6 protein-coding genes and 2 pseudogenes are annotated in these 3,911 nt (G+C 42.0%); 2 read left to right on the top strand and 6 right to left on the bottom strand.

Translation table 11 applies throughout. From position 1 onward, the window contains the following. Positions 1 to 68: 68 nt before the first annotated feature. The 4 genes and pseudogenes from F6K38_RS36885 to F6K38_RS36870 form a co-directional block, all read right to left on the bottom strand. The gene (locus F6K38_RS36885) at positions 69 to 290 is read right to left on the bottom strand and encodes a hypothetical protein (protein WP_287359975.1); all 222 of its coding nucleotides are present in this window, start codon (positions 288 to 290) and stop codon (positions 69 to 71) included. Positions 291 to 393: 103 nt separating this feature from the next. Next, positions 394 to 636: a hypothetical protein gene (locus F6K38_RS36880; RefSeq protein WP_287359973.1), complete on the bottom strand. Its 243-nt coding sequence runs from the start codon at positions 634 to 636 to the stop codon at positions 394 to 396. A 72-nt stretch (positions 637 to 708) separates the two neighbouring features. Then, positions 709 to 888 (bottom strand): annotated as a pseudogene (locus F6K38_RS36875) (Uma2 family endonuclease); the annotation flags it as partial. A 96-nt stretch (positions 889 to 984) separates the two neighbouring features. Further along, on the bottom strand, positions 985 to 1,164 hold the full coding sequence (locus F6K38_RS36870) for a hypothetical protein (protein ID WP_008183384.1): 180 nt from the start codon (positions 1,162 to 1,164) through the stop codon (positions 985 to 987). A 63-nt stretch (positions 1,165 to 1,227) separates the two neighbouring features. Between F6K38_RS36870 and F6K38_RS36865 the strand changes: the two genes are divergently transcribed. Then, positions 1,228 to 2,535, top strand: coding sequence for an RNA-guided endonuclease InsQ/TnpB family protein (locus F6K38_RS36865; protein WP_071986867.1), 1,308 nt, complete (start codon positions 1,228 to 1,230; stop codon positions 2,533 to 2,535). Between the two features lie 33 nt (positions 2,536 to 2,568). Here F6K38_RS36865 and F6K38_RS36860 read toward each other — a convergent pair. Beyond that, positions 2,569 to 2,916: pseudogene (locus F6K38_RS36860) on the bottom strand (Uma2 family endonuclease); the annotation flags it as partial. 63 nt (positions 2,917 to 2,979) lie between these two features. Then, positions 2,980 to 3,396 (bottom strand): helix-turn-helix domain-containing protein, encoded by a 417-nt coding sequence (locus F6K38_RS36855; protein ID WP_287359971.1) that lies wholly within the window; start codon positions 3,394 to 3,396, stop codon positions 2,980 to 2,982. Between the two features lie 212 nt (positions 3,397 to 3,608). Here F6K38_RS36855 and F6K38_RS36850 point away from each other — a divergent pair, with 212 nt between their 5' ends. Next, positions 3,609 to 3,815, top strand: a complete 207-nt coding sequence (locus F6K38_RS36850) for a hypothetical protein (protein ID WP_287359969.1) — start codon at positions 3,609 to 3,611, stop codon at positions 3,813 to 3,815. Positions 3,816 to 3,911 lie beyond the last annotated feature (96 nt).

Raw genomic sequence — 3,911 nt, 5'->3', positions numbered from 1 at the left:
TTATCTGGTGTTTCATGGTTGGTGGAGATGGAAAATCTGATCACTAGAAAATATGATAACTAGCTTGACTAGGATGAAGGAGGCTTAATTACTTCAAAGTCTGACTCATCTAGAGATAATATAAATGGTTGATCATTCTGCTCAAATGGATTTTCCTCTAATCTGACTATCCAACGACCGGATTCTTCCTGTGCTTCAATACGACCCGAAAGACCCGCAACATAATCAGGATAAATCACTCGAACTAAGGTTCCTACTTTGAGCATCTCAATCAAAATCTCTACTCCCAATGTCCACCTGATTTTACCTTTAATTAACCAAATCTTAAATTTAAATTGTTACAATAACAGATTAGGTTATTCCAAATTAGCTCGCGATTTCCCCCCAAGCTAGTCAGGAGGCTTGATCCTCACCGGGGAAGAGTGTGGATAGTGTGGGTAGTGTGGGTAGTGTGGGAGGTGTGGGAGGTGTGGGGGGAGAGGAAACAGATGCGTAGACACAACAGTTAATCCTAATGGTTAATTGCTGAGGGGCGGAATGAATATCAGTGGAATGGGCATCTTGCCTGCCCGAAAATGAAACGGGCAAGATGCCCATTCCACCAAGATGCCCATTCCACCAAGATGCCCATTCCACCAAGATGCCCATTCTACCAAGATGCCCGTTCTACAAAACTATTCAAATCATTCCATGATTAATCAATGCTGATTAAGCGATCGCTTGAAAAATTTGTTCACCATTTAACCTTAATTCTGGAAAGGTTGGCGATAAAATACGGTTCGCTCCTCGGAACTGATTAACGTGATATTCGCCATCTATCAATTGGTAGACCGATAAAGTAGGTTGTTTAGGATTACCGATAAATCGCCTACCGCCTAAACAGAGAAACATCGAGCGAGAGTTAGCCACTTAATTTATTGAGTGGCCTGCGTTCGCGTAGCGTGGCTATAGGCCAGCGCGCCGGGATAAATCCCGGCTATCGCGTTATGGAAGCTGTTTTGTTCTCCCTAAGGTTTCTAGAAATTCAGAAAGGCTTAAACCAGAATCTTTAGCCATCTCCTTTAATCCATTCCAGGCCGTTTCTGTAGTCATGACACTATAGGATTTCTTTCGTACACCATGCAAACTCGGTCTTCCAACTTTTTTCTTAGTTTCTTCTGGCATTTGCTTGACACCTTAATTATCAGGGTATATAATTATATAAACACAGCAAAAGGTCGATGCAATATGTACGGTTGTCAACAACATTTAATAAGCACGACATCTGAAAACCAAGCGGTTATAGAATTTATCTGCTCAGAGGCTAACAAATTAACAAATTGCGGAATATATTATTGCCGTCAAATGTTGTTCAAGGCTGGCAAATATCTCAATAACGCAGAATTGGACAAAATCATGAAAAGTAATGTCCACTTCAAAGCGATGAGATCAGCCTGTGCTCAACAGACATTGCATGGAGTTATTGAGTCTTTCAAGTCTTACAAAGCCCTCAAGAAGTTGTATAACAAAGGGCAGTTGGCAGATCAACCTAGAGTCCCAAAGTACCGCAAAAAGGGAGGTCTGGCAGTAGTAAGTTATCCCGCTCGGTGGGTAAAGCTAGTAAAAGGCCAGCTTAAGTTTACTTTAGGTAAGCAGATTAAGGTCTGGTTTGGTATTGATCACTTCTTACTACCAATGCCATCTAATATAGATCATAAGTCAATTAAAGAATATCGTTTTGTCCCTAGGAATGGCTGTTTTTATTTAGAGTTTGTATATGAAAGGCCAAATCCTGAACCAGTGACGCCAACAAATAAGGTCTTAGGTATCGATCCAGGTCTCAACAACTGGTTAACCTGTGTCTCTAATGTGGGGAATTCTTTTATTATAGATGGCAAAAAAGTCAAATCTCAGAATCAGTGGTACAACAAGCGTGTAGCTAGGATCAAAAAAGGAAAGTCTCAAGATTATTGGGATAATCAATTAGCCTCTTTGACCGAAAAGCGCAACCGACAAATGCGCGACAACGTGAACAAGGTCGCTAGATTTATTATTAATTGGTGTCAAAGAAACCAAGTCACCACAGTGGTGTTTGGTTGGAACAAGAGAAATAAAGACAGCATAAATATTGGCAAAAAGAGCAATCAGCAGTTCGTACAGATACCTGCCGCTAAATTAAAAAATCGAATTGAGCAATTGTGCATCGAATATGGCATTAAGTTTGTTGAAACCGAAGAAAGTTACACCAGTAAAGCTAGCTTTTTAGATCGTGATTTCCTACCTGTGCTCGGCGCGAAACCTGAGGGGTGGGCAGCAAGCGGAAAGAGAGTAAAGCGTGGACAATACCTGTCTGCAAAAGGTGAATTAATTAACGCAGATTGCAACGGAGCTTGCAATATTTTAAGAAAAGTAGCGACACAGCTAGGGATCTCCCTAGCCGAGGTCGGTAGAGCAGACTTGAACCTGCCACAACGATATAGATTAGACTCACTATCTAGATCCTATCGTGAAGCTTCACGGAGCGTGGTTTCAACCCGCAAAGTGACATCTGCTTAGAATCTACGTTTTTCAAAGCGTAGAGAGTTCAACTAAATAATCAACAATCCAATATTCAGCAATTCCGAAAGATTCGTATTCTTCCAGTTTCAAAGCGTAATCGTCGCTCCAGTTTGTTGAAACCACTTCTACAACTAAACGAACAGAAGACCCCCGTGTGATAATGGATTCTTTTTCCCACCGTGGTTCGTTATCAGTAACCCTTTGCTTGTCTAAAACGATGACATCTGGTTCATACCCAGACTCTGTTTGTGGTTTGATCACGCATTCTTTAGGAATAAAGTAAGGCAATTGACAGCGCCGAATTTCTAAAAATAGTTCACCTCCTATAAATCCGGCTACCTTTGAATGCATTCCCATTGCTTTAAGCCTCTCGACCATGCTTAACTAATCGCTATTCCCTATCCCAGGGCATAGCGCTATCACTAATAGTTTAGACCTGGCTCAGCTCACCTTAAAATCAGAAATCGTCTCAATCCATACCCGTGCTCCACAATTTAGGGGATTATCTGGACGATACATCACTCGACAAGGACCATTGACTTCGACAGTATGACCGTAAATGTTTTTAGCGCCGCGTTTTACGGTAATCACGGGATTGCGATCGCCACTGTTGTGATTTTGGCGAATGACTTTTTGATTAACGTGGATCACAGCTTTAGTGTACTGTGTACGCTTTGACCAATTCCGCTTCGGTCCACGAGTACCGGGAGTGACCACTGGCATACCGTCAAATAAGGGAATCACCCAAGTTCTACCCACTTTATAAGCTCCTTTGACTCTGCCTTTGCTCAACAGGAAACGGACGCGAGTGGCAGAGACACCTAGTAATTCAGCGGCTTGTGCGGTAGAAATCATCATGGCGGTAAAACCATTGCTTTAACGATATTGTTATTATAACAGGATTTTTAAAAAAATACTAGGGGTGGAGAGTGTTTATAGGGGTTTAAGCGTGGTAAGTGTGGGTAGTGTGATTCAAAAAACTATTGCATTACCGCTAGGGGTGATGTGGGTGGTTTTAAAAAACTCAGGACTTACGCAAAGCCCCCTAAATCCCCCAATTCTGGGGGACTTTGACATCATTCCCCCCCAAAATTGGGGGGTTAGGGGGGCAAAACCAAGTAAACTTCGTAAGTCCTAAAACTATTGCATTGCTACTCCCGACTCCCGACTCCCTATTCCCGACTCCCTCAACAAAAAAAAATTCGGTCAAGTTCTGGTTAATTCCAATCCTTGACCGAATTATTTCTTGTAATAGTCAAGAGCCCTATGATCCTTGACTATATGTTCACCAAATCAACAACATACCAACTTAGGTTTAATACTTTAGACTTCGTACTTTCTCCTGAGTTTTGACCTGTCGCCAGCGATGCAGA

It is taken from the genome of Moorena sp. SIO3B2 (assembly GCF_010692525.1).
Classification (GTDB): domain Bacteria; phylum Cyanobacteriota; class Cyanobacteriia; order Cyanobacteriales; family Coleofasciculaceae; genus Moorena; species Moorena producens.
This window is presented reverse-complemented; position numbering and strand designations above follow the sequence as displayed.